This is a genomic window from Bacteroides sp. AF32-8BH (genome assembly GCF_003435205.1).
Taxonomy (GTDB): Bacteria; Bacteroidota; Bacteroidia; order Bacteroidales; family Bacteroidaceae; genus Bacteroides; species Bacteroides ovatus.
On the sequence record NZ_QVLZ01000051.1, the window covers coordinates 1 to 21,424 of the forward strand.

Below are 21,424 nucleotides of genomic sequence, written 5' to 3' on the forward strand. Positions count from 1 at the left end.
ATTTATTCACAATAGAAGAAGTACCACCAAATTTGACGAAGAACCAGATTTTTAAATTTCATTTCTCATATTCTCATAGGTGACTGATAAACAACAAATAGTCAAATAAATAGCTTATGAGAAATACTTTCTAAGACGGCATTTCTCATAATACACCTTCTATTTTAGCTTAAAATTCACCTTATTCTCATAGTATTTCAGAGTATTTCTCATAGTTAAATACTATACTTCTCCTTTTTTCTGGTTGAAGATAAACTGTAGTTCCGATTGTCCCATATATTATGGGAAAATGTTCCCTAATATTATGAGAATTTATTCCCACAAAATAAGAGAATCTTTTCCCTACTGGTAGGGAATACTTTCCCACAATATATGGGACAAGGAGAATATGTACTTCCCTGATAATGGTTGACTAGTTGTTTCTTTATTCTTGTATAGGTTGATTGGAAAAACACTATGAGAAATGAATCCAACAAGTATGAGAAACAAGGTAAAATACGGGGTATTTGACGGAAAAACTATGAGAAATGCCGTCTTAGAAATCATTTCTCATAGTCTATTCTATTAGTTTTCTGCTATTTATGATTAATGAATGAGAATATGAGAAATGAAAATCATAAAAACACTCTAGTAGGGTATCTATTTCAAATTAAATAGAAAATCATAATGCCCTGCTTCTACATCAACAGTCTGCTCCTTAACGCTCACTTTCTTCTTATTCTTTTTACATGAGACAGCATTATTAGGGATGCAAACTGTAGCCGTTGTTCCGGCAGGAACTGTCAATTGAAGATTCAACTGATTATCATCTTTCAACTTCCAATTAACAGCAATTGTGCCATAAGGTGATTCTTTCGTTACTTTTGCCCAGGTCACACCGTTTGGAATTTGAGGATCGACATAGAAGTGACGATATCCAGGTTTAGCCTCGTCAAGACGTATTCCTCCTACAGCCTGATAAAACCAAGTACCAATTCCATTGTAACAATTGTGCACACGACTTCGTTCTCCGCTCCAATATTCCCAAGTCGCTGTCGCACCATGATCAATCATATACAGATAACCGGGATAATCACGTTTCTTCATCATTTGATAGAAGAAATCCACTTGTTTATTCCGAACAGCCCATTCTGTCAAAATAGGTACTCCAACCAGACCAACAGCAATATGTCCTTTATATTTTTCTTCGGTCATCGTAACGACATTCTCTTTCACTTTATTGTACAAAGAATCAGGTACAACACCTACCAACATAGGATAGCACATATCCAATTGTGAACCGGTAGAATAGATCCCTTCATCTGCACGGTAGAACGTCTGATGAATCAACTTGTTAAGTTTTTCTCTACGAATAGCAAACTCTTCCGCCTCTTCTTTGTTTCCTAATGTTAAGGCTGTCTTATACATAGTGCTCAAGCATTCGCTGATAAAACAGTTACTTACCAAATCCACTGAAGCCTGATTACCTGCATCTACTCCCATGGGTGCCAGCCAATCACCCAAATACCAGTCACGGTATTTGGTATCGGGCCAACGTTTCAGCAAACCATCTACTGTATATTTATCAACATACTTAAACCACTCTTTCATTTGAGAATAATACTTCTCAATCAAGCGGGAATCACTATAGTTGACATACGTTCTCCAGGGAGCTTGTACAAAAAATCCGCACCAATACGGACCGCCGCCACCGGCACCCGGATTAGGACCAACATGCGGTAAACTTCCTCCTTCACGCATGGAGTCTCCCCATGTTTGCACCCAGTTTTCAAAAGTAGGGGCTACATCGTACATCGTTTGCAAAGACATCGTTGAGGAGTTTCCATCACCACCATATCCTGCACGTTCCAAATGCGGACAGTCTACCATATATCCACTAAAAGTCAGACATTTCATCGTATACTGAATCATTTGGTGAATAGCATTCAAGTCGGCATCCGAACATTCAAAAGTTGCGGTCTGTTTATAATCTCCATAAATCTGCAGAGATTTCATAGCACCTGTTTCCGGTTTTTGAGGAAGATTGGAGATGCGCACATATCGAAAAGCGTGATGATTGAATTTATTTCTGAAGTATTCTCCTTGCTTACCACCAGATATATAAATATCACTTTCACCTTGCTTGTCAAATTCACCGTCTTTCGTCAAATTATCACTATATTCCATAATAACTTCATGACCTGCCGGCAATATAGGCATTTGCATCTCAAACCATCCGGTCTGAACCTTCCCCATATCTACCAGCCAGAGACTTTCACCCAGCTTCTTTACAGAAACAGCCTGCAAAATCTGATGTATCTTGTTTATCTCACACATTTGAGGGGAAGCGATATGATCGGGAACATTCACTTTCACAACAGGAATCCATTTCATTTTGTCTAAAGCCTGTGTTGAAAGGTCTCGCGGAAGAATCCTTCCATCCACCCTCTCACCTCCAAACTGCAAAGCACGCCAAGTACCTATATCAGAATAGCCACTTTCACGTCCGTACCATGATCCGTCTGTCTTCGTTACGACTTCCCATTTACCATTTCTCAACACATCCAATTCTGCTTTTACCAGCGGACCTTCATAAGCTGCTCCGAAAGTCGTCGTTTTATACCAACCTTGTCCCAGCCAGATAAGCAAATCATTGTCTCCTTCTCTTAAATAAGGAGTAATATCATAAGTAACAATTAGTGAACGTTTAGATAAATGTGATACAGCAGGGGTCAGAACGTCCTCCCCAACCTTTCTCCCATTGATATAAATTTCGTGATAACCTAACGTGTTTACATGCAAGAAAGAAGTCTCCCCTTGAGTCAGTTTCACTTTTTTGCGAAGAATAGGAGCACAAATCTTACCACCTTCAACAGAAGCCCCTATATATTCTCCTTGCATCTGTGACTGATCCAAGATGCCAACTCCAAAACGGGCAACAGGACTCCATGATGAAGCTTGTTTTTTAGCATCCCAAACACGTACCCGCCAATAACACAAAGAACGAGAAGTTAAAGTCTTCCCTCGATAAGGTACCATAACCGAAGTTTTGGATTTCAATTTTCCGGTATTCCATAAATCAGCTTTATTCTGCACCAACAGAATACTATCCGAAGCTACCTGTATTTCATAATAAGTTTGCCCGTCTTTCCAGCCGTCCCCCTTTAACTTCCAACTAAAGTGAGGAGTTACATTATCAATCCCCAAAGGATCAATAAGATTCTCACATTTTAATTCCGCCAAATAGAAAGGCGAAGTTTTCTCATTTCCATATACTATCATCGACAGACAACAGAAATAACAAATCAAACCTAAACATAGCAATCGTTTCATTCTATTCATCTTCTATTATTATTCAACTCTTGCCAGCCTCACTTTATGAGTGACAGGTTTATTGATTTTATAAATTGTTTCAACAATAGTCTTCATATAATTACTCCAAACCTCCCGTATTTCGGGATTCATCGCTTTTATATACCAGTCGTAGCTCATCCTAAGAAAACCATCTTTAGGTAAATATTCTTTTAGTTTATCAATAGCTTTCTGATCATCAGCAAACAGTAATCCTTCCTTTTTCAGGAATGAATATTCGGTCCACAAGTATTCTCTGAAACGTTTCTCCACTTCAAATCGTTCTTCATTCAGATACATGATTTTCGCAGCTTGTTGATATTGGGGAGTATTCGGGTAATCTGCCAAATTCACTCCATTCGCCAACTTTTCGGATGAGAGATTGTCAATAAACTGATTGTCTATAGTTAACCGATACATTCCTTTCTCTAAGTTTGTTACCTGAAAACGTTCCTGATTAAACTCTTCCATAAATGGAACCAACTGCATTGCATCGCGTTGTGACCTTTTATTTCCCCAGCCACTTCTAGAAATAGAATCCAGCGGATAAGGAAGAGCATACGCCAGATAATCAAAAGTCAGATCAGCTCCGTTCTTTTTTAGTTTTGAAATCTTACAGTTCTTATGGGTTATTACAGATGAATGATATGCATCAATAGATACTGATGACACTTCATCCCCAGCCAGTCCCTGTGCTTTCAGAAACAAATAGGCCATAACCATCTGTCCGTCATTATCCGGATGAATTCTATCTATCCTGCAGAATGTAAATGTAGAATCTGCCTCCTGCTCCTTTCTGCTTATCTCACGCATCGGTTGGTTAAAATCAACAAAACCCCAGCCATTCTTTTTAGCCGATGTACGTTGGGCATCTATGATTTTTAAAATGGCGTTATTCTTATTATGCAATATAAAATTATTAAACCGGGAAGTCTCATCATAAGGAGAACCACCAATCAAAACTTTCTTTATTTTATTTTTAGCCAGTAAGCGTTCTTCTATTTCCCGATAGCTTTCCAATGACTTTGCAATCCGTTGTTTCGACAGTTCTTTTGCATCGTCTTTCATGTAAATATCATAACCGGTATCATTCATACCGAAAGTTAGAGTCACATAAGTTGGTTTCCTGTTGAAAACATCATAGTCCAAGCGATCCTTCATATCCCACGCACTCTCTCCACCAATTCCGGCATTCATGATAGTAATCGGTTTATCCGGGAAACGAGTCATGTAATACAACCAGATAAATGAATGATAATGTCCGCCGTGAGTAATGCTGTTTCCTACAAATACCACACGTTCCCCTTCTTCAAACCGAGGTATTGTTGTTTGTGCCTGTAAGTAATCGCAATTTATATAAACTAAAGATAACAACAAAAGTATCCTCATTTTTAGTCTATTAGCCATTTTCTTTATTCTTTTAATCAAACCATAAAGATAACCGTATAACAATCAATCTGCTATATCCAGCTTATTCTTCTCTGCTTTCCCATACTGTTTCACCAATACACTTACGCCTCCTTTCAACAGTTCGGGAGTCGCCTCCATAGTGATAACCTTTTCTTCGCCCGGCATCAACGTCACATAATTATCGGACATAATAATTGGAAGTATTCGTTTTTGCGTAGCCTTATTAACAAGCCTCACCCGATTAGCAAAAGCCACAGTCTCGGAATTGTTCTTTACAGCTATCTTCATCCTTCCGTCAGACATCGATTTATCCACCAATCGGCAAGACAAAGCAACTTCCGGAAGTGTGTTCAGCAATGTATAGTCAAGATCTCTCACGCCATTCCGCCAATAGAAGTTTTCAGAGATTAAATTACCTTTGGCATCTATCAGTTCCAACTTGATAAAATGAAGCGGAGTCAGTTCTTCTATCTCTTTTGGTTTCTCACCGTAGATTTCGAATTCGAACAAAGAATATCCAAACTGTGTGGCACGGCTGATGCCTGCCAATTTCACATAACGTGCTGTAACAGGTTCCAATTCAATCTGTTCAGTACCACCTCTTCCATCTTTGTTGGCATAAACGGTTTTCCATTCTTGCGCATCATTCGATACTTGCAGTTCGTATTTCTTAGCACAAGCTGCCTCCCATTTCAAAATAACCTTTTCTATCTTTTCTTCTTTACCAAGATCAATGTATATCCATTGAGGATCACTGTATGCACTTTCCCAACGACTTCCGGCTCCTCCGTCAGTAACCATTGAAGCACTTTTAGAGGCACCTGTTGAAGAAGAAGCTACAGCCTTCTTTCCATAAGCCAGATTGAAAGGGTTAAAGTTCAAAGAAAATGCTTCTGCAATGTTGCTGGCTGCCACATCGACCTGTTTTGTCTGTCCGTATGCAGGCACTTCTTTTCCATTCAAGTTGTAAATTGCAGCTTTAGCTATTGCACCTTTCAAGTCCTCTGCTGTAGTATTTATTACTTTTATATTGTTATTGGAAGCATTCCATTGGATATGTAAAGGTTCACAAGCCTTTTTTGCTCCCCAATAAGCACCTGTAGGATCATAATAATAGTCATAAGTCTGCCATACAAACGAGGGATAAGCCGGATGGCTCATCCAGATCAGAAGTCCGGCTGCATCATTCCACATCTTATCGTTCCAAGCCTCATACATACCTTTCATCACTTCGAGATTCAGCATTTGCGCTTTCTCGCAGAATTCTTCCAATCCGGATGATTCTCCGTACTGTGTGTTCACTGAATTCTTATAATTAACCGGGTTGGCATTAGACGCTTCCTTACCGAAGAAATGTTTGTTCCATACATTGTCATCATCATTCTTCAACTGCTCATCAGTAGGCAGAGGCCACCAGTCTTTTTCCGGGATAAACTCTTTGATGCTTTCAAATGTCGGGAAAGTAGCCGTTCCTATTTCTGTACGCATACCGTAACCGTGATCAATACCGTATGGATAAGCCGGTGTATTAAATGCCAGATTACTGCCTGAAGTTTCAAAATGGTGTCTTGGAGGTTGATTTCCCCACCAACCACTTCCGGACAGTCCATCCTGATTGGAGCAAGACTTATACATACGGTCATTATTGTCCTCTTTCGCAATCATTTCACGCAGGTAATTATCCAAATCAGTTGTCGGATGCGTTTCATTTGCTCCACACCAAATAGCAATGGAAGGATGGTTTCTAAGACGTCTGACTTTATCAAGAGCATTCGCTTTAAATGCTTCCGGTTGAGCCACATCATTGTATGCTACATATAACCAGAAATCATTCCATACCATAATCCCATATTTATCACAATAATCATAAAACTCATCATCAGTAACACACCCTGTCCATAGACGGATCATATTGTAATTCATTTCCTTATGAAGTCTGATTTTCGTTTCATACTCTTTACCCTGGCAGCGAAGCAGATATTCGCTCATTCCCCAGTTTCCACCTTTCAGATAGATCTTCTGTCCGTTGATAAAGAATGTAAGAACAGGATATCCCACTACATTATCGACCATTTTATACTCATACTTCTTGATACCGAACGTCATTTCTTTTACATCCGACACTTTTCCATCTACAGAACAAGTTAGCTTACAAGTATAAAGATTGGGATCACCATAACCATTCGGCCACCAAAGTTTCGGATGGTCAACGACCAATTGCGTTATGTCATCTTTGTTAATAGATAGTCTGGCTGTTGTTCCTCCTTCTACCCGAATGTCTTTAGAGAAAGAAATATTCCCCGGCTGAATCACTCCGGATACAACGACATCTTTGGGGGAAGAAGAAGCATTTCTAATATCTGTTGAGACAGAAAGCTCTGCTTTCTGCAAGGTCGGTAACTCTGAACGTACCCAAGGATCTTCCATCACTACATCTCCTGTTACCACAAGATAAGCATTGCCTGTGATACCAGCCAGACGTCCCGGTACGTATGGCATCCAGTCCCAACCGGCACCAGCCAGATAACTGGGGCTACACGCAACTCCATACGGGTCTTTAGCCTTACGCGTCTTTTTCTGATCGGCATCGGTAATCAGAACAGCTATCACATTCTTACCGGATTTCTTTATCAGATTAGTTACATCAAACTTCGAACGTAACATGTGACCGCTTACATCTTTAGTAGATGTTTTTGTTCCTGATATCTTCTCGCCATTAAAATAGAAATCGGCAAAACGGTTCGTATTGTCGAAATGAAGCCATACCCGCTTCCCTTCCGAATAAGAAGACGGGAGTTCGAATTCCGTACGATACCAGAAAGGACGGTTATAAAACGTTTCGTCTACTTTATAAATATTATCGGCATAATTAGGATCAGGAACGATTCCTGCTTCAACATAAGCAGTAAAAACAGTTCCGGGAACCACACCTTTAACGTAATCGGACATTTTAAATTCCGGAGTAGAAATCTGTTCTCCGGTTATGTTCTCTAAATCTGCCTGGGGTTTCACTTCCCAGATAATCCGAGGATTAGAGCTGTTCAAAGACATCCATGTACTCTGCTCTGCACACCCTGTCTGGATTAGAGCCAATATAACCGATACAATGATAATCCCAAGTTTATTCATCATACTATCAAGATTTTAAAGTAACAATTTGTTTTAGAGTATGTTATTCAATCAAAGTCCCCACTCAACATTAGGTTTATCACCCATAAACAGCTCCAATGTACCTCCGGCTGCAATGTCCGCAAAATCAAGATAACATTTATTGTATTCCTGACCGTTCAACAAGGCTTTTTGTATATAGACGTTATTTATGCTGTTATTATGAGCTATCACCGTGAATTTCTTACCAGTATAATAGCTGGGATCAAGATTGAACTCTACTTTATCAAAAACCGGACTTGTAATCTCCATACGTGTATTTCCCGGACAGGAAGGATGAATACCGGAAGCAGCCAACATATACCACGCCGACATCTGACCTACATCTTCATTGCCAACAATTCCTTCAACTTTGTTTGCATAAGCCTTTTCACATGTATAGCGTGTCCATTTTTGAGTATACCAGGGAACTTCAAGCTGATTGAACAAAAAAGGAACGAAGTGCACAGGTTCATTCGCATGGTTATAATATTCATTCCACAGCATATTAGAAGGAGTTTTATTAAAGAAATCTGTTAAATCCGCAATAACTTTCTCCTTACCACCCATCAAATTCACCATTCCCGGAACATCGTGAGGTACAAACCAACCTTGCTGATAAGAGTTTGCTTCTATACACCCATACCATTCTTTAAGACGTGCATTCTCCGGCCATTCTACCCATGTTCCATCTGCTTTACGGGGACGGAACCACCCCTTTTCTTTATCAAAAATAGAATGATATGCCTGTCCCTTTTCATAGAAACATTTGGCATCGTCTTCTTTCCCCATAGCTTTCGCTAATTGAGATATACACCAATCAGTATAAGCATACTCCAAAGTGGTTGAAATACTCAATGGTTCCGGAGCATACCCCAATGAATCATTACCAAAACGACGGGATGTGTTAACGGCATAACGATATGCTTTCTCTGCATCATACGTACGAATCCCTTTGATATAAGCATCCGCCAAAACAGACAAAGCAGGATTTCCCAACATACAGCCGGAATAGGAATTCAGCAATTCCCAACGTTCATAGTATTCGCGCCCACTCTGATCTGCCATAGTAATCAATGAGTTCAGTTCATCACTTACTAAACGCGGATTAATTATAGTCTGCAAAGGAAACTGACTACGAAATACATCCCATCCGCTGAATATAGTACGTTTTGTAAAAGTGCTGTCAGCCGTATGTATTTTATAATCACCACCTACATAACGTCCGTCTACATCTGTATAGATACGAGGATCAATCATCGTATGATACATGGCAGTATAGAATATCGTTTTTTCATCATCCGTACCACCGGATATCCGGACACGATTAAGTTCTTTATTCCACAATTCAGTGGCTTCCTGCTTTACTTGTCCAAAATTTTTAGAGGCTATTTCTTGTTCAAAGTTATTTGCAGCACCCTCCATATCAACAAAAGAGATACCAACTTTCATCTCTACAGTCTCTCCCTCCTTCGTTGGAAATTCAGTAAAAAAGCCCAGATGTTTACCCGTCAGTTCTTTCTTGTCTTTTATAACCGGAGCTTGTGATACACGAGTCAAATAAGGAATACTCACTACTTCATCACGTTTCCGAACCCAATGTTCGGGAATATCTGCACTCCAAAAGCCATAATTAGTCAAAGGTTTACTAAATTGTGCATAATAATAAACGGTATAATCGGCTTTTCCTTCACCATTACCCCATCCACCACCATCAGGTGTGCACTTCATCCATCCTTGAATAGTGTAATCATCTACAACTTTAATATACTGTGAAGTAGATGTTCCCCCTACTCTACGAGCTAAATCAATCTGAATACGCGATTGGTCACTAGAAGGATAAGTAAAATGTAAAATTCCACAGTGTGGTGTCGCGCTACTTTCTACTTTGATATGATAATCAGTCAATTCTACCGAATAATATCCGGCCTTAGCCGTTTCAGTGGCTTTGTTATAAGCCGAACGATATCCTTTTATACTATCATTATTCTCTTTACCTGCCACTTTATATAATTCACCAGTTGTAGGCATCACAAGAAAATTGCCCAAATCACCAAACCATCCCACACCACTCATCTGGGTAAAGGCAAATCCTTCGATTGTCTTATGTTCATCACTGTATCCGGAACCGTTATCACCTCCCGTTATTGTATTAGGACTAACCTGTACCATACCATACGGAGTCGTAGCTCCGGGAAAAGTTTTACCTAATCCGTGATAAACACCGGCAGCCCCTACACTAGTACTGGCACCAATAAACGGGTTTACATAATCGGTCGGAACCCAATCTTCCGATACGGTATTGGTTGATGAGCAACCCGTCATCCAACACAAAAAGCAAACAATTAAAAGATTAGCAGTCGCTTTATACATAACAATAATCTAATTATTTTAAGTCAAACTAAGAACGAAAGTCTTAATACCAAACCGAGGCATTGAAATCATCATTTCCGATTTACCTGCACGTGTTTTTATCTTCTTTCTTTCGATACATTGTCCATTCAAATCAACTTCCTCCACTCCGGATAATGGCATGTCAATGGTAACCTTTTGTAATTTTTCGTCCCCTTCAGAATTGAACAGGCGCAATAGTACCTTTCCATCTTTCATTTGAAGAGCACTCACTTGATAACCAGTATTCTGTAAATCAATAAATGATTTCGATTCCGGTTTTGCCACTGGATAGCAAGAATGCAGCAATGGTTCATTCCAACAATCGCTATCATCTGCGATTGATGCTTTGTCCCATTTGCCACGATGAGGTATAATTGCATACTTCATCCTCAAAGGGTGTGTTATTTTATAATCAGGTCCCCAAAGTCCTCCACCCGAATATTGAGCAGTCAGTCCTAATGGATAGTCCTCTCCATAAGAATAAGAAGTAGTATGATCTGATAATAAAGCCAGAGCATAGTCGCCTTCCTGTTCAGCCAAGTCAACCCAATGAAGTATAATATTATGTTTAATTTGATCCCAAGAACCAAAGAAAGTATCAGTCAGTTTGCTTTCGCATACGTCAAACGGTGCATTTTTGTAAACGCGGGGAGCATGTAAATCAGTCGGGAATAATACACTTAGTTTAAACCGATCGTCACAATAAGCTCGACGATTATCACGCCAACGTTCCTCTTTATATTCACCAATACCTACATTCTTTTTCCAGTCAACCGTCAAATCAAAATCGATCCGTCTCGTTCCTTTAGTGAGAGTGATTACTTGTGTAAACGGATGGGAAGCAATCTCACCCTCTATCTTAATTTTTTGCTCATATACATTATCCCTTACTACTGTCAGCTTGGCCGGAGTCTCTATAGAAGAACGAAATTTACCTTCTTCATAAAAAAAGCCTCGTAGCTCCCCTAAGGCATATTTCTCCGTTTTACCTGCAAAATCCTTATTCCCTTCTTTTTTAGCTATCAGGCTTTTTATGGTTCCTCCCTTTGATAAGTCAAAAACAATTTTATACATATCATTTTCAACCACGTATTCCTGTTTATTCACCTTATTACCTTCCAAAACGAATCTACTCTCCGAAGCCTCTTTCTTACCGGCTTCTTTCTTTTTTATACAATACGTGGAATAACCAAAGGGAGGAATCTCTGCCTCAAAAAATAATCTTATCTCTTTACCTCCATTTTCTACCAAACAACCTATATCTTTACCTTTCCAGTCATAAACACTTAAATCCGCATTTTCAAATTCCGTAGGCAGAAGAACACTTACGATTTCCTTTCTTCTCATTCCTAATGTATTAAAAACACGTATATATTGCTGTTGAGCATTATTTTGCGGAATAAACTTTTCATTAAAGCTCCGCATAGATGCCTCAATAATTCCATCTGCAAGATGATTGGTACTGTCTGTCCATCGCTTAATCTGATCAGCCCATGTTCCTTTCCTATTCAGTCCATTATAAGGCACAATCCATGAATCATGATGTTGTGCCAACATCAGTGTACGCCAAGCCTCATCCATATCTGCCTGTCGACAAATATATTTATTTTCCAGATAAGCCATTACAGACATTTTCTCTGCCATGACAATTCTATTTTCTGAAACGCGTACTTCTTGCGCTATTTTTTGCAAAACCTGACTTCCCCACATAAGATTCACATGTATATCTTCCTGTGAAAAAGACCAATTATCATCCGTTTTTCCGATGGAGACATTTTCAATATAATCTCTCCATGTCATATATATAGAGTTATTTTTTGTGTTCTTTCCACTTCCCAGCCATGGGCCGTTTTTCCATCCCGCATCCTGAAAACACATACCAACAGGATGCTTGATACCTGCGTTACGGCAATCTTTTAAATAAGCATCCGAATTTCCCCAAGCAGTTGTCTGCCAAGTTGATCCCGGCTCCAGTTTTTCACAAGCATATCTGGGAACAGTCAATATTGCAGTCCCGTCCGGTCCCACCCAATTAACCAATTCTCCGCCATAAGCAGCAGTATACCCTCCCCAACAGGTGTTGGGACATTTTAATACAGCATATTTAAAGCCGAATTGTTTAAGGATTTGTGGCAAGCAACTTGTGAAGCAAGGTTCTTCTACCGAATAGGTTACAAAATCTACCTCCGGAAAATGTTTGTTTATTTTAGCAATACCATATTGAAACTGTCTTATTATACTCTCTCCCGAGATATTATAGCAATAAGGCTGTGCATAAGTAGGATTCGTAAACTCTACCTGATTACTAGTAGCCATCTCTTTAAAACGCAAATAAGCCTCCGGAGTCTGTACTCTGACTGTATCCCATGTTTCAGGCTCTATCTCCATACAAATCCGCCAGTCCGGATGCATAGCCAGCTGATCCACAATAAATTGAGTTTTCCACTTTACCGGATAATGTCCATATATCCCGCCATGATACCCATCAACAAAATAAGCTTGTTGAGAATAAACATTTGCATAAAAGAAAACAGTCAGTAATATGATATAAATTTTACTCATAGTATCCTAAAGCTATTTATCTTTGTGTTGCTCCATTCTACGCATAAATTCATATAATTTATGTTGGACAACTTCTTTATTATTTTCATATTCCGGAGATATCCAATCAACGAGTGCCAGCAAATTCTGATTTTCTATAAATTCTTCCTTCAGCCTTTCGTTGTTTTCCACTTCTATGAGAAACTCTGTTTTTTCATCAGAAGTAAATTCATCCGCAAAATATTTATTCAGACAATTCTCCATATACACAGTCCTTTTTTATCAAAGAACGATTATCTCAATAAATACCCCTAAAAAATACCGATAAATTCATTAAAAAGTTATGCAGCCAATGTCACATTGAGTTTTGCTCTCAACTTTTTTAGTGCTATTCCCATCTGACATTCCACTGTATTTACCGAAATGCCCAAACGTTCGGATATTTCCCTATACTTCAATCCTTCCATGCGACTTAACAAAAATATGTCACGACATCTTTTAGGCAAACTATTGATAGCATCCCGTATCAGGTTCTCCATCTGATTTCTTTCTGATATATCATATACATCAAAACGATCCAAAGATTGCAATTTCAGATTCAACTCAATCTCAAAAGAAGCCTTCACATTCTCGACATACTTTTGCTCGAATACTTTATGCTTTAAATAATCCAAACATTTGTTTCTTACAAGCCTGAAAAGATAAGCATTCATATTCTCAATATGATTCATTGACTCTCTCTTTTCCCATAAGTCTGTAAACACATCTTGTGTTATGTTCTCAGCCTCCTCTTCCGACATCACAAATTCTTTTGCAAACCGAACTAGTTTGGGATAATAAATAAGATACAATTCTGAAAAACTCATAGTTGTGTGTTTCTTTAGATTAGTATTCAGTTATCAAAAATCTTGTGATGCAAATATAGAGATGAAAAAAGCCTACTTCTTAATGGAAGTAGGCGGGAAAGTAAACGTTTTAGAGATTAATATGTGTATATAAATCTAATAATCAACACTTTAAAAAGATTTCATTTTTTAGTTTTGGTAAACCGGATAGAATCATTTTTGAGACAAAGAACCAAGCTTTTTTACCTCCTCCTCAAAGATATTACTATCAAGAGTCGACATTCTCTTCACTTTACTCTTATAATTATAGATTGTCTGCACAGAATAATGCAAAAATACAGCAATCTGTCCAACATCGGTAATTCCTAACCGTATCAATGCAAATATGCGTAATTCTGTATTCAGTTGGTCCTTTTCCAGTTTATAACGCTCCTCCGGTTTCAACAAAGAATTGAACTTTTCCACAAAGTTAGGATACAAATTAAGGAACGCTTTATCAAAGTTATGATAAAGTTCTTCAAGTTCCTTTTCAAAAGGTCGGGAGGATGACTTATATAAATCATCAATCTGTCCGGTCTTGATTTTCCTGTTCACATTCTTCCTGTACTCATCGAGTTTATTAATATAAACGGCACATTGATTCATAAAATACCCCACATATTTTTCCTTGATCAGATTAGCTTCGTCGAGATTCTTATTCAGCCCGACCAGTTCCTCATTCATAGCTTTAAGATGCCGTTTAGCCCGGGATACAATTTTTGTTTGTTTATATGTAAAATACAGGGTGATAGCAAGAGCTACCACAAACAAGCTAGTCAGAAATATATAGAAACGGAGGTTCTGCTTTTGTTTTTCCAACCGGATCAAGTATGTATTTTCAATAATCGGATGGATGCGGGCAATTACTGTATTCTTAAAACGAGAATTATAAAAGATGGCATCATCCAACGCTACTTTAATATAGTTATAAGCCCTATCTATATCTCCTTTATGATATAAATTAACTGCCAATGTCAATAATGCCTCATTCTCTTTGACAGCCAGTTTTGTATCTGTCATAGCAGCCAGCATTAGAAACTTTTCTTCCAGTGCATAATTCCCAATCAACCGATAAGCCCTGGCAAGCCCCATAGCCATCATAGCATATCCATGAGATGCCGGCTCTTGTTTATCATATATCTCTGTCAAAATCAGAAGAGCCTCTTTGGTACTTCCCTTATCTTGAAGCTTCACAGCTTTTTCTTTTCTATATTCATCCGACTGGTCAAATAAGATGCTCATCACAGTATCCCGATAAGCCTCTTTTTCCGATATATACTCGTTTGAAAACCGTACATCGTCCGTGTATTTAATGAGATTTTCATAATAACGTATACGATTCCAGCAATACAAAGCTTTCAAATGATCGGGTAAATCCGCACATTTTATCGACTTAAAAATATCATTTGCTTGAATAAACAAACCGGATAAGGAATAGACAAAAGCCAACCGGAGCTGCTCTTCCAAAAGATATTCTTTATTACCGATCGTTTTTGCTATATCAATATTTTCATGAATGTATTGTTCTGCCGAGTCACAGACAAAAGTCTCATATTGATGGATAATCTCTTTATTTAAATTATATATATCCTCCAACGAATTAAGGCCAACCTTCTTTTTCTTTAATTCTTTTATGGTAGCTTCTTTTTTCTGGGTATATATCAAACGTTCAGAAATCACTTTGTCTAACACCTTCAACAAAGAATCATTCTCACTATCTGCATAGAGGTAAAACAAGGAGTTTAGAAGGAAAAATATAAACCAAAGTGTGCGTTTCATAATCATGTATTCTTTCTTAATCTGCAAAAAAATGTATTTTCTTTGTGTAATTCGCAAAAAAGAGCGTAAATCATTCTTTTTATTGCATCTTTTAACAAATGAAGATGGAGAAATTACCCCATTCTAAATGATATTTGTGAAACCATGCTGACTAAAAAATGAATCTAAAAGATATGGAGTTAAAAAAAGCTTTTTTGCCATACGGACTTTGCAAAAAGTATAAATATTAGTTCTATATTTGCAGCCGTTAAAGGAGAAAGATGAAACAAAGCTTAAAATTCGGACTACTTTTAGTGTTGGCTTTGCTCATCCATTGCGCAACTAACGGAGCAATGGAAGATATGTGCAAAGTTTCCTCCCCGACTTATCGGCAGGAGAAATGCTATGTATCACAAGATCGTCCGATTCAGGATGCTTTGGAACGTCTTTATAATCTTTATACGACTCAAACCTGTGATATGAGTCATACAGACGTCGCACATGTTCCGACAGATAAAAGCATGTTTTTGTTAATCGCTTATTTCTGTGACCATTACAAACATCAAAGTCCACCTTACCCTGTCTCATCCCATTCTCCTACATACTATTACGATCCTATCTCCTATTATATATATGGGTTGAGAAAGATTGTCATTTAGCCTACAGTACAGTAGACTCTTTTGCTCGTCATTTATTACAGTTGGTTTTATTCTCCATAGGGCGAATAGACTAATTGCTTATTTCTATATAATATTCAATCTAAACAGCTATTGAATTATGAATTTTACATTTTTAGTTGTTGTTTTACTGACAGCGCTTGCTTTTGTCGGTGTAGTAATAGCCCTCTCGCGTGCTATCTCTCCCCGTTCATACAACCTGCAAAAGTTTGAGGCTTATGAATGTGGTATACCGACACGTGGTAAATCATGGATGCAGTTCCGTGTAGGCTACTACTTGTTTGCCATCTTATTCCTTATGTTCGATGTCGAAACAGCTTTTCTGTTTCCGTGGGCGGTAGTTATGCGTGACATGGGACCACAGGGACTTATTAGTGTTCTCTTCTTCTTTATCATTTTAGTTCTAGGTCTTGCTTATGCCTGGAGGAAAGGAGCTTTGGAATGGAAATAACCAAAAAGCCAAAAATAAAATCTATTCCGTATGATGAGTTTATCGACAATGAATCATTGGAAAAGTTGGTCAAAGAACTTAATGCTGGAGGAGCCAATGTTGCCCTCGGAGTACTTGACGACTTTATCAACTGGGGGCGCAGCAATTCACTGTGGCCGCTTACCTTTGCAACCAGTTGTTGTGGTATCGAATTTATGGCACTGGGTGCCGCGCGTTATGACATGGCCCGCTTTGGGTTTGAGGTAGCACGTGCCAGTCCGCGTCAGGCTGATATGATTATGGTATGCGGAACAATCACCAATAAAATGGCTCCGGTACTGAAACGACTTTACGACCAGATGCCCGATCCGAAGTATGTGGTTGCCGTAGGCGGATGCGCTGTCAGCGGAGGTCCTTTCAAGAAGTCCTATCACGTAGTGAACGGAGTGGACAAGATTCTTCCGGTAGATGTATATATTCCCGGATGCCCGCCACGTCCTGAAGCATTCTATTATGGCATGATACAATTGCAACGCAAAGTGAAAATAGAAAAGTTCTTTGGTGGAGTAAACAGAAAAGAGAAGAAACCGGATTATTTAAGAAATGAAGAATGATGAATGATGAATGAAGAATTCGCATGCAACATCCCGGCAGATTTTTCATTCTTAATTTTTCATTCTTAATTTAATTTGATTTATGCAAGAAATACAATTTATAGCTCCTGCAGCGTTACACGACGAGATGCTGCGCTTGCGAAATGAAAAACAGATGGACTTTCTCGAAAGCCTCACCGGTATGGACTGGGGAGTAGCCGATGAGAAAGACGCTCCGGAAAAACTCCGCGGTTTAGGCGTAGTCTACCATCTGGAATCTACCATTACAGGCGAACGGATAGCACTAAAAACAGCGACAACCAACCGCGAGCTACCGGAAATTCCGTCTGTCAGCGACATCTGGAAGATAGCCGACTTCTACGAACGTGAAGTTTTTGATTTTTATGGCATCACCTTTGTCGGTCATCCTGATATGCGCCGGCTCTACCTGCGCAACGATTGGATCGGTTATCCAATGCGTAAAGATAACGATCCGGAAAAGGATAACCCACTGTGCATGACCAATGAAGAGACGTTTGATACGACGCAAGAAATAGAACTGAACCCGGACGGAACCATCAAGAACAAAGAGACGAAACTGTTCGGCGAAGAAGAATATGTAGTCAACATCGGTCCGCAACACCCTGCTACCCATGGTGTAATGCGCTTCCGTGTTTCTCTGGAAGGTGAAATTATTCGTAAGATTGATGCGAACTGCGGGTATATCCACCGAGGCATCGAGAAAATGAATGAAAGCCTCACTTACCCTCAAACATTGGCTTTGACAGACCGTCTGGACTATTTGGGCGCGCATCAGAACCGCCATGCATTGTGTATGTGCATTGAAAAAGCCATGGGCATTGAGGTCAGTGAACGCGTACAGTACATCCGTACCATAATGGACGAGTTGCAACGTATCGATTCTCACTTGCTGTTCTACTCTTGTCTTGCTATGGACTTAGGAGCGTTGACAGCATTCTTTTATGGATTCCGTGACCGCGAGAAAATTCTCGATATCTTTGAAGAAACTTGCGGCGGACGTCTGATTATGAACTACAATACGATTGGCGGTGTACAGGCTGATCTTCATCCTAACTTCGTCAAACGAGTAAAAGAGTTCATTCCATATATGAGAGGAATTATCCACGAATATCACGATATATTCACGGGTAACATCATCGCACAGAGCCGTATGAAAGGCGTCGGTGTGTTAAGCCGTGAAGATGCCATCTCTTTCGGTTGTACCGGAGGTACAGGCCGTGCATCAGGATGGGCGTGTGACGTACGTAAACGAATGCCATACGGTGTATATGACAAAGTCGATTTCAAAGAAATCGTTTATACGGAAGGTGACTGCTTTGCCCGTTACCTGGTGCGTATGGATGAGATCATGGAAAGTCTGAACATCATTGAGCAATTAATAGACAATATTCCCGAGGGACCTTATCAGGAGAAGATGAAACCTATCATCCGTGTTCCGGAAGGCAGTTACTATGCAGCAGTAGAAGGAAGTCGTGGTGAATTTGGTGTCTTCCTGGAAAGTCAGGGTGACAAAACGCCTTACCGCCTGCACTACCGTGCTACGGGATTGCCGCTTGTTGCTGCAATTGACACCATTTGCCGGGGAACAAAGATTGCAGACTTAATTGCTATTGGCGGAACAATAGATTATGTCGTTCCGGATATTGACAGATAATACTTAATTATTAAAAATATATGTTCGACTTTAGTATAGTAACAAACTGGATACATGAGCTACTGCTCTCCATTATGCCGGAGGGATTAGCCATCTTTATAGAATGTGTAGCTGTCGGCGTGTGCCTCGTAGCACTGTATGCCATCCTGGCTATCATATTGATCTACATGGAGCGTAAGGTCTGCGGTTTCTTCCAGTGTCGTCTTGGACCGAACCGTGTTGGTAAATGGGGTTCTATCCAAGTGGTCTGCGACGTGCTCAAAATGCTGACCAAAGAAATCTTCATGCCGAAGGGTGCCGACCATTTCCTTTACAATCTTGCTCCATTCATGGTGATTATCGCTTCATTCCTGACTTTCGCTTGTATTCCTTTTAATAAAGGTGCGGCGATTCTGGACTTTAATGTGGGCGTGTTCTTCCTGTTGGCAGCTTCCAGCATTGGAGTTGTCGGTATCTTGCTGGCCGGTTGGGGTAGTAACAACAAATTCTCTTTGATCGGTGCCATGCGAAGCGGTGCACAGATTATCAGTTATGAACTTTCGGTTGGTATGAGTATCATGACAATGGTAGTGCTGACGGGAACCATGCAATTTTCTGAAATCGTAGAAGGACAAGCTGATGGTTGGTTCATCTTCAAGGGACATATTCCTGCGGTCATTGCTTTCATCATCTATCTGATTGCCGGAAATGCAGAATGTAACCGTGGCCCGTTCGACCTTCCCGAAGCGGAAAGTGAGCTGACAGCCGGATATCATACTGAATACTCCGGTATGGGTTTCGGTTTCTTCTATCTGGCAGAATACTTGAATCTGTTTATCGTAGCCAGTGTTGCCGCCACCATCTTCCTGGGAGGATGGATGCCGCTGCACATTGTTGGTTTGGATGGATTTAACACTGTAATGGATTATATTCCGGGCTTTATCTGGTTCTTCGCCAAAGCATTCTTTGTGGTATTCCTTCTGATGTGGATCAAATGGACTTTCCCACGCTTGCGTATCGACCAGATCTTGAATCTGGAATGGAAATACCTGGTTCCAATTTCTATGGTAAATCTATTATTAATGGCATGCTGCGTAGCTTTCGGCTTCCACTTTTGATAAATGAAAATTATGGAATATAAAGATAAAAAATATACGTACTTAGGTGGTCTGGTGCATGGCATCAGTACACTGGCAACGGGTATGAAAACCAGCATCAAGGTATACTTCCGTAAGAAAGTGACCGAGCAATATCCCGAAAACCGGAAAGAGCTGAAAATGTTCGACCGTTTTCGTGGTACGCTGAATATGCCCCACAATGAGAATAATGAACATCGCTGTGTAGCTTGCGGATTGTGTCAAATGGCCTGTCCGAACGATACAATCAAAGTGACCAGCGAAACCGTCGAAACAGAAGATGGAAAGAAGAAGAAAATTCTGGCAACCTATGAATATGATTTGGGTGCCTGTATGTTCTGCCAGCTCTGTGTCAATGCTTGTCCGCACGATGCCATCACGTTCGACCAGAACTTCGAACATGCAGTCTTCGACCGGACGAAACTTGTCCTGAAGTTGAACCACGACGGTAGTAAAGTAATAGAAAAGAAAAAAGAAGTTTAGATATGGGATCAACACTTGAAACAGTAGTATTCTACTTTTTGGCAGCATTTATTATTGCTATGTCCATCATGACGGTGACTACCCAACGTATCGTACGCTCGGCCACCTACCTGCTCTTCGTGCTCTTCGGCACGGCCGGCATCTATTTTTTGCTGGGTTACACCTTTCTGGGTTCCGTTCAGATTATGGTTTATGCCGGTGGTATCGTCGTTCTTTATGTATTCTCCATCCTATTGACCAGTGGAGAAGGCGACCGGGCCGAGAAAGCAAAACGAAGTAAAGTCTTAGCCGGACTCTTCACTATGATTGCCGGTTTGGCCATTATCCTGTTTATCACACTGAAGCACGATTTCATGCAGACAGCTAATTTGGCCCCGCAAGAAATTAGCATTCATGCTATCGGGAACGCTTTATTAAGTAGTGACAAATACGGTTATGTATTGCCTTTCGAAGCTGTCAGCATATTATTGCTGGCGTGTATCATCGGTGGCATCATGATTGCACGTAAGAGATAGGAATTTTAAGTATTAACTATCAAAATAGAGTTCGAATATGATACACATGGAATATTACCTGGTAGTTTCTACCATCATGATGTTTGCAGGAATCTATGGATTCTTTACCCGCCGAAATACACTGGCTATCCTGATTTCTGTAGAGTTAATGCTGAATGCTACGGACATCAACTTCGCCGTATTCAATCGTTTCCTTTTTCCGGGGGGAATGGAGGGTTATTTCTTTGCACTCTTTTCCATCGCCATCTCGGCTGCGGAAACTGCAATAGCTATCGCCATCATGATTAACATTTATCGTAATCTTCGAAGCATTCAGGTGCGCAACCTGGACGAGTTGAAGTGGTGATTTGTTTCATTCCCAGGAACAAGGTGTTTCATCCCTTGAAACACTTCGTTTCACACCGAGAAACAAAGTGTTTCTCACCGAGGAACAACTAGTTTCACACCGGGA

The 21,424-nt window shown here is 39.8% G+C and carries 16 protein-coding genes; 8 read left to right on the top strand and 8 right to left on the bottom strand.

What is annotated here, in order from left to right:
* Positions 1-639: 639 nt before the first annotated feature.
* The 8 genes from DWZ47_RS25705 to DWZ47_RS25740 all read right to left on the bottom strand — a co-directional run bounded on the left by DWZ47_RS25705 (position 640) and on the right by DWZ47_RS25740 (position 15,485).
* The gene (locus tag DWZ47_RS25705; protein WP_117515142.1) at positions 640-3,321 is read right to left on the bottom strand and encodes a family 78 glycoside hydrolase catalytic domain; all 2,682 of its coding nucleotides are present in this window, start codon (positions 3,319-3,321) and stop codon (positions 640-642) included.
* A gap of 9 nt (positions 3,322-3,330) precedes the next feature.
* Positions 3,331-4,737: an SGNH/GDSL hydrolase family protein gene (locus tag DWZ47_RS25710; RefSeq protein WP_117515168.1), complete on the bottom strand. Its 1,407-nt coding sequence runs from the start codon at positions 4,735-4,737 to the stop codon at positions 3,331-3,333.
* Positions 4,738-4,782: 45 nt separating this feature from the next.
* Positions 4,783-7,872 carry a discoidin domain-containing protein gene (locus tag DWZ47_RS25715; RefSeq protein ID WP_117515144.1) on the bottom strand — a complete coding sequence of 1,030 codons (3,090 nt, stop codon included), beginning with the start codon at positions 7,870-7,872 and terminating at the stop codon, positions 4,783-4,785.
* Between the two features lie 48 nt (positions 7,873-7,920).
* The gene (locus tag DWZ47_RS25720) at positions 7,921-10,260 is read right to left on the bottom strand and encodes a GH92 family glycosyl hydrolase (RefSeq protein ID WP_117515146.1); all 2,340 of its coding nucleotides are present in this window, start codon (positions 10,258-10,260) and stop codon (positions 7,921-7,923) included.
* 18 nt (positions 10,261-10,278) lie between these two features.
* Positions 10,279-12,843 carry a glycoside hydrolase family 38 C-terminal domain-containing protein gene (locus tag DWZ47_RS25725; protein WP_117515148.1) on the bottom strand — a complete coding sequence of 855 codons (2,565 nt, stop codon included), beginning with the start codon at positions 12,841-12,843 and terminating at the stop codon, positions 10,279-10,281.
* Between the two features lie 12 nt (positions 12,844-12,855).
* On the bottom strand, positions 12,856-13,086 hold the full coding sequence (locus DWZ47_RS25730; RefSeq protein ID WP_004305330.1) for a hypothetical protein: 231 nt from the start codon (positions 13,084-13,086) through the stop codon (positions 12,856-12,858).
* 77 nt (positions 13,087-13,163) lie between these two features.
* Positions 13,164-13,688: an RNA polymerase sigma-70 factor gene (locus DWZ47_RS25735; protein ID WP_008642111.1), complete on the bottom strand. Its 525-nt coding sequence runs from the start codon at positions 13,686-13,688 to the stop codon at positions 13,164-13,166.
* 192 nt (positions 13,689-13,880) lie between these two features.
* Positions 13,881-15,485 (bottom strand): DUF6377 domain-containing protein, encoded by a 1,605-nt coding sequence (locus DWZ47_RS25740; RefSeq protein ID WP_008020697.1) that lies wholly within the window; start codon positions 15,483-15,485, stop codon positions 13,881-13,883.
* A gap of 260 nt (positions 15,486-15,745) precedes the next feature.
* Here DWZ47_RS25740 and DWZ47_RS25745 point away from each other — a divergent pair, with 260 nt between their 5' ends.
* The 8 genes from DWZ47_RS25745 to nuoK all read left to right on the top strand — a co-directional run bounded on the left by DWZ47_RS25745 (position 15,746) and on the right by nuoK (position 21,319).
* Positions 15,746-16,123: a hypothetical protein gene (locus DWZ47_RS25745; RefSeq protein ID WP_004312115.1), complete on the top strand. Its 378-nt coding sequence runs from the start codon at positions 15,746-15,748 to the stop codon at positions 16,121-16,123.
* Between the two features lie 118 nt (positions 16,124-16,241).
* A complete protein-coding gene (locus tag DWZ47_RS25750; protein ID WP_004312114.1) occupies positions 16,242-16,592 on the top strand; it encodes an NADH-quinone oxidoreductase subunit A in 351 nt (116 codons plus the stop codon).
* Positions 16,583-17,185 carry an NADH-quinone oxidoreductase subunit B gene (locus DWZ47_RS25755; RefSeq protein WP_117515150.1) on the top strand — a complete coding sequence of 201 codons (603 nt, stop codon included), beginning with the start codon at positions 16,583-16,585 and terminating at the stop codon, positions 17,183-17,185. The genes DWZ47_RS25750 and DWZ47_RS25755 overlap by 10 nt, the downstream gene beginning before the upstream one ends.
* Before the next feature lie 82 nt (positions 17,186-17,267).
* Positions 17,268-18,860 (top strand): NADH-quinone oxidoreductase subunit D, encoded by a 1,593-nt coding sequence (locus DWZ47_RS25760; protein ID WP_004312112.1) that lies wholly within the window; start codon positions 17,268-17,270, stop codon positions 18,858-18,860.
* Positions 18,861-18,880: 20 nt separating this feature from the next.
* Positions 18,881-19,957: an NADH-quinone oxidoreductase subunit NuoH gene (gene nuoH / locus DWZ47_RS25765; RefSeq protein WP_004315645.1), complete on the top strand. Its 1,077-nt coding sequence runs from the start codon at positions 18,881-18,883 to the stop codon at positions 19,955-19,957.
* Between the two features lie 12 nt (positions 19,958-19,969).
* Complete coding sequence (locus tag DWZ47_RS25770) at positions 19,970-20,458, top strand: 4Fe-4S binding protein (RefSeq protein ID WP_004305338.1); 489 nt, start codon at positions 19,970-19,972, stop codon at positions 20,456-20,458.
* A 2-nt stretch (positions 20,459-20,460) separates the two neighbouring features.
* On the top strand, positions 20,461-20,973 hold the full coding sequence (locus DWZ47_RS25775) for an NADH-quinone oxidoreductase subunit J (RefSeq protein WP_004312110.1): 513 nt from the start codon (positions 20,461-20,463) through the stop codon (positions 20,971-20,973).
* A 37-nt stretch (positions 20,974-21,010) separates the two neighbouring features.
* Complete coding sequence (gene nuoK, locus DWZ47_RS25780) at positions 21,011-21,319, top strand: NADH-quinone oxidoreductase subunit NuoK (protein WP_004312109.1); 309 nt, start codon at positions 21,011-21,013, stop codon at positions 21,317-21,319.
* Positions 21,320-21,424: the final 105 nt, after the last annotated feature.